General features: G+C 63.1%; 4 protein-coding genes and 1 pseudogene. All 5 read right to left on the reverse strand.

Annotation, left to right across the window (positions count from 1 at the left end; genetic code table 11):
- Positions 1–20: 20 nt before the first annotated feature.
- The gene (locus tag ENZ75_RS23390; protein ID WP_063167656.1) at positions 21–1,796 is read right to left on the reverse strand and encodes a tetratricopeptide repeat protein; all 1,776 of its coding nucleotides are present in this window, start codon (positions 1,794–1,796) and stop codon (positions 21–23) included.
- Positions 1,797–2,053: 257 nt separating this feature from the next.
- Positions 2,054–2,497: a DUF1284 domain-containing protein gene (locus ENZ75_RS23395; protein WP_063167655.1), complete on the reverse strand. Its 444-nt coding sequence runs from the start codon at positions 2,495–2,497 to the stop codon at positions 2,054–2,056.
- The gene (locus ENZ75_RS23400; protein ID WP_063167654.1) at positions 2,494–3,087 is read right to left on the reverse strand and encodes a biotin transporter BioY; all 594 of its coding nucleotides are present in this window, start codon (positions 3,085–3,087) and stop codon (positions 2,494–2,496) included. The genes ENZ75_RS23395 and ENZ75_RS23400 overlap by 4 nt, the downstream gene beginning before the upstream one ends.
- A 107-nt stretch (positions 3,088–3,194) precedes the next feature.
- Positions 3,195–3,863: a GntR family transcriptional regulator gene (locus ENZ75_RS23405; protein ID WP_063167653.1), complete on the reverse strand. Its 669-nt coding sequence runs from the start codon at positions 3,861–3,863 to the stop codon at positions 3,195–3,197.
- Positions 3,864–3,968: 105 nt separating this feature from the next.
- A pseudogene (locus ENZ75_RS23410) lies at positions 3,969–4,161 on the reverse strand (polyprenyl synthetase family protein); the annotation flags it as partial.

Consider the following 4,161-nt stretch of genomic DNA (forward strand, 5'->3'; position numbering starts at 1 on the left):
TTGAATTCAAATGGCTGACTTCATCCCTTCGGGGCGGGCACCGGCTCCGGCTTGACCTTCGGGGTCTCCTGCGCCGTGTTGGATTCGATCGGCGGCAGGCCCTTCATCAGCTTCTGCTGCAAGTTGGCCAGCACATCGGGATCCGGCTTCAGGTCGCGAGCCTGGTTCCACTGGAAGGTGGCTTCCAGCTTGCGGCCGACGCGCCAGTAGGCGTCGCCGAGGTGATCGTTGAGAACCGGATCTTCCGGCTTAAGCGACACGGCGCGTTCCATTTCGCGCACCGCGTCATCGAACCTGCCGAGGCGGAAATAGGCCCAACCCAGCGAATCGACGATGTAACCGTCGCTCGGCCTGAGGTCGACGGCCTTTTGAATCATCGCCAGCCCTTCCTTGAGATTCATGTTCATGTCGACCCAGGAATAGCCGAGATAATTCAGCACCTGCGGCTGGTCGGGGAACAGTTCCAGCGCCTTGCGGAAGTTCGGCTCGGCCTTGGGCCATTCCTTCAGGCGCTCATAGGCGATGCCGCGCTGGTAGAAGATGTTCCAGTTGGCTGCGGTCGGCGTCTTCAGCGCCTCGACAGCCTTGTCGTAGAGTGTGGCGGCCGAACGGAAATCCTCCTTCGAGGAATAGACGCCACCGAGCGCCAGATAGGCGCGCATGTCATTGGGATGGGCGTCGACGAAAGCCTTCAGATGAGTGATCGCTTCTTCGTGACGGTCGAGATCGGCAAGGTTGAGGCCGAGCTGCAGGTCCGAAAGCTCCTTCAGCGGCGAACCGGCGGGGATCCGGCGATAGAGCGCGATGGCGCCTTCGCCGTCCTTCAATTGCTCGGACACGGCAGCGAGTTGCACAAGGGCAGCGTCGCTATCAGGCTTCAAAGCAAGCGCATATTGCAGATAGAGGCGCACGAAGGGCTCGCCGCCGCCACGGTTGAGCGCGGTGGCGAGGTCGAGCAGGATTTCGGAGGCGCCATCGGATGGGCCGGCCACCAGGGGCGCAATCTTGTCGCCTTTTGCAATTCGGTCGCGCAAGGCGACGATTTCCAGCTTGCCAGGCGAAAACGCCTCGGCCTGATCGAGCACCGACAGCGCCTTGGTCTTGTCGCCCTTGCGGGCCAGGAACGAGGCGTAGGCCTGGGCGTTGCGCATCCAGGTTTCGGGAGCGGCACCACCGGCGGCGGTATCCTGCATGGTCGCGGCGTAGATCGCCTCGGCCTTTTCGGGCATGCCGGATGCATCAGCGATCAGGGCGCGGTGGAACGACTTGAACAGGCCGAACCAATCCGGCCCCTGCAGCTTGTCGATGGACGCCATCGCATCGGCAGGCTCGCCGGCGCCTTGCTGCGCCCAGCCGGACATCACCCCGGAGATCAGCCGGTCGAGATCGGATTCCAGCGACAGCTTGAGCCAGTACTGCGCCTTGGTGAAATCCTTCTTGTGGAAGGAATCGACGGCGAGCGCCAGCCGAGAGAAACGCTCGATGTCAGGCACTTCCTTGAGCTTGTCGGCATAGACCAGGGATTCGTCGAAGCGCCCTTGCGCGATCAGCGACAGCATCAGGCTCTGCTGCAGGCCGGTGTCGCTCGGGTCGAAGGCCAATGCTTGCTTGTAGTAGGCGATGGCGCTGTCGAGGTCGTTATCGCCTTCGGCGATCCGGGCTGCCAGATAGGCGCCCGAAAACGACGTGATCTTGACCGGTTCGGTGGTTTGCTTGGCATAGGCCGGCAAAGCCGAGATCGCCATGCCTGTCACAATTGCCAGCCTTGTCAGCCAGCGCGCACGTCCTTGCCGCATCGTATCCCTTTCAGCCAGGCGCCATCTCCGCGTCAGCGGGATCGGCGTAGACTCGATCTTTCCAGGCAAAGCATGGCCTTTTTGGGGTCGCGCTTCAATCCGCCTCGAATTCACAATCCGGGCACCCGATTAACAAATCATGGCGACAGGCACCAATTTTCCGCTCTTGGGATTTCGGCCATGGCCCTACGCGGCGCCGAATATATCACAGATTCGACGCTGAGGCTCCGCTTCGACCGCCAAGGCTCGGGCCAATATCAGCCCTTGCCTGGCGAGGCAGACCGTTGCACCAGCGTGTCGCTGTAGCCGCCGGCCGCTATCGTGCTGCACAGTTCGTTCCATTCGCAGCCGCCGCAGGCCTTGCGTACAAGGCCAGCCGAAAACGCCTGCCGCATCCGGCCCAGCATCGCCGTGTCGAGATCAACACAGGTGCCGACCTGGATTGGCCGTGCCAACAATTCTTCCACGTCCTGCGCGGCGAGCCGGTCCCGCTCGACGACGCTCTCGTTGAGGCAGTGCGGTTCCGGCTCGTCGAGCAACGGGGCGCAGACATCGTCTGGGCCGGAAACGAGGAGGACGTCCTCGCCCCGGCTCAGGCGCTCCGCTACGCGATCATAATTGGCGGTGAAGGCGGGGCTGTATCCCTTGCCCACATAGGTGAGCAGGCAAAGGAGGTGATGGGCGCGCAGCCTGATCGTCACGGATTGACCAGCTTGGCCTTGCCGCCGCGAAGCGCCATGAGCGTCGCGGCACCCAGCGCCGACTTGAGCAAGCCGCCGACGATGAACGGCAGGAAGCCGAAGGTAACGGCCTGTTCGGCTCCAATCATGACGGCAAGCCATGCTGTGCCCAGCACAAGGCAGGCAAGGTTGCCAAGCAGCATGGCGACGAAGGCAAGCATCACCCTTTTGCCGTTCCAGCCGCGTTCGGCCAGCCAGCCGACCAGTGCGCCGACAAGCGGGAAGGCGAAGAGATAGCCAGCCGTCGGCCCGACGAAATGCGCCGCACCCGCTGCCCCTCCGGACAGAACGGGAAAGCCGACCGCACCCTCGACCAGCCAGGCGGCGATGGTGAGCGCGCCAAGCCGCCAGCCATAGAGCGCGCCGACCAATGTCACGGCGAAGGTCTGCATCGTCACCGGGACCGGCACCATCGGCACTTCGACGTAGGATGACAGCGCCAGGAACAGGGTGCCGAGCACAACGGCTCCAATCTGCCAGGCAAGAGAACGATCCTGGAGCCGGAGCGGGCTGAACGACGGCTTGCTGGACGAGAATGCGACGTCTGTCATTGGGATTCCTTCGATCGATTTCAAATTATAGATAATTTCTGTTTTCGATCTATTATCGAATCCACACTTCCCTGGAGATTGCAAGCCCTGGCTTTGGCGGAGGCCGTCTAACCTACGATGGCGAAGGCTTCGCGCGTCGTTCCGGAAGCCGTCCTGACCGGCTTGCGGCCAATCCATTGGACGTGCCGCCCCAGTGTGACGGCCGCCGATTCGGTGTTTCCCTGCCGCAAGGCGGCGAGGATCGCGCGATGGTCCTGATCGGTGCGTGTCTCCCACTCCGAGCGCCATGCCGCGAACAGGAAACGGGCGCTTGCCGCGTGCAGATCGTTGATGGTGGCGAGCAGGCGCGGCATGCCACATGGCGACAGGATCAAGCGGTGGAAGGCGCGGTTGGCCTCTTCCCACGACCGGACATCGCGGGACTTGTCGCCAGCCTTGGACGCCTCCTCGGCGAGATCGAGAATGGCCGATGTCAGATGCGGCGCCGCGTGGCGCAGCGCCAGCACTTCAAGGGCGGCGCGCATTTCGGCGACTTCCTTGACCTCGCCCAGGTCGAAAGACGCGACACGCACGCCGCGGCGCGGTTCGCCGATGGCCAGCCCTTGCGCCTCGAGGCGGCGGAAGGCCTCGCGCACCGGAACATGGCTGGTTTGGAATTCCTCGGCGATGTGATCCTGCCGAAGCCTGGCCCCCGGCTCGATCGCACCGGAAATGATGCGGTCCGCCAGAACCTTGCTGATGCGCACCGCGATGGTGTCGTCTGTGCCCTTTGCCATGTTTTATAGATAATTTGCGGCAGGGCGGCTTGTCGAGACGGCGGGACCGAATTCCTAAACTTCCTCTTAGCGCAGGCCAGAGATAGCGTCGCGAAAGTCCAGCCTTTAGTTGACCCGGCTGATGCAGAAATCGATGACGTCGATCAGCGCCGATTTCTGCGGCGTCGCTTCGAGCGGCGCCAGCGCGTCGCGGGCAATCTCGCCGAAATGGCGCGCGCGTCCGATCGTGTCGGCAATGGCGCCGTGGCGGGTCATCAGGCCGGTCGCCTTTTCCAGGCCGGCGTCATCGGCGACATTG

The organism is Mesorhizobium sp. M7A.F.Ca.CA.002.04.1.1 (genome assembly GCF_004022805.1).
GTDB lineage: Bacteria > Pseudomonadota > Alphaproteobacteria > Rhizobiales > Rhizobiaceae > Mesorhizobium > Mesorhizobium ciceri.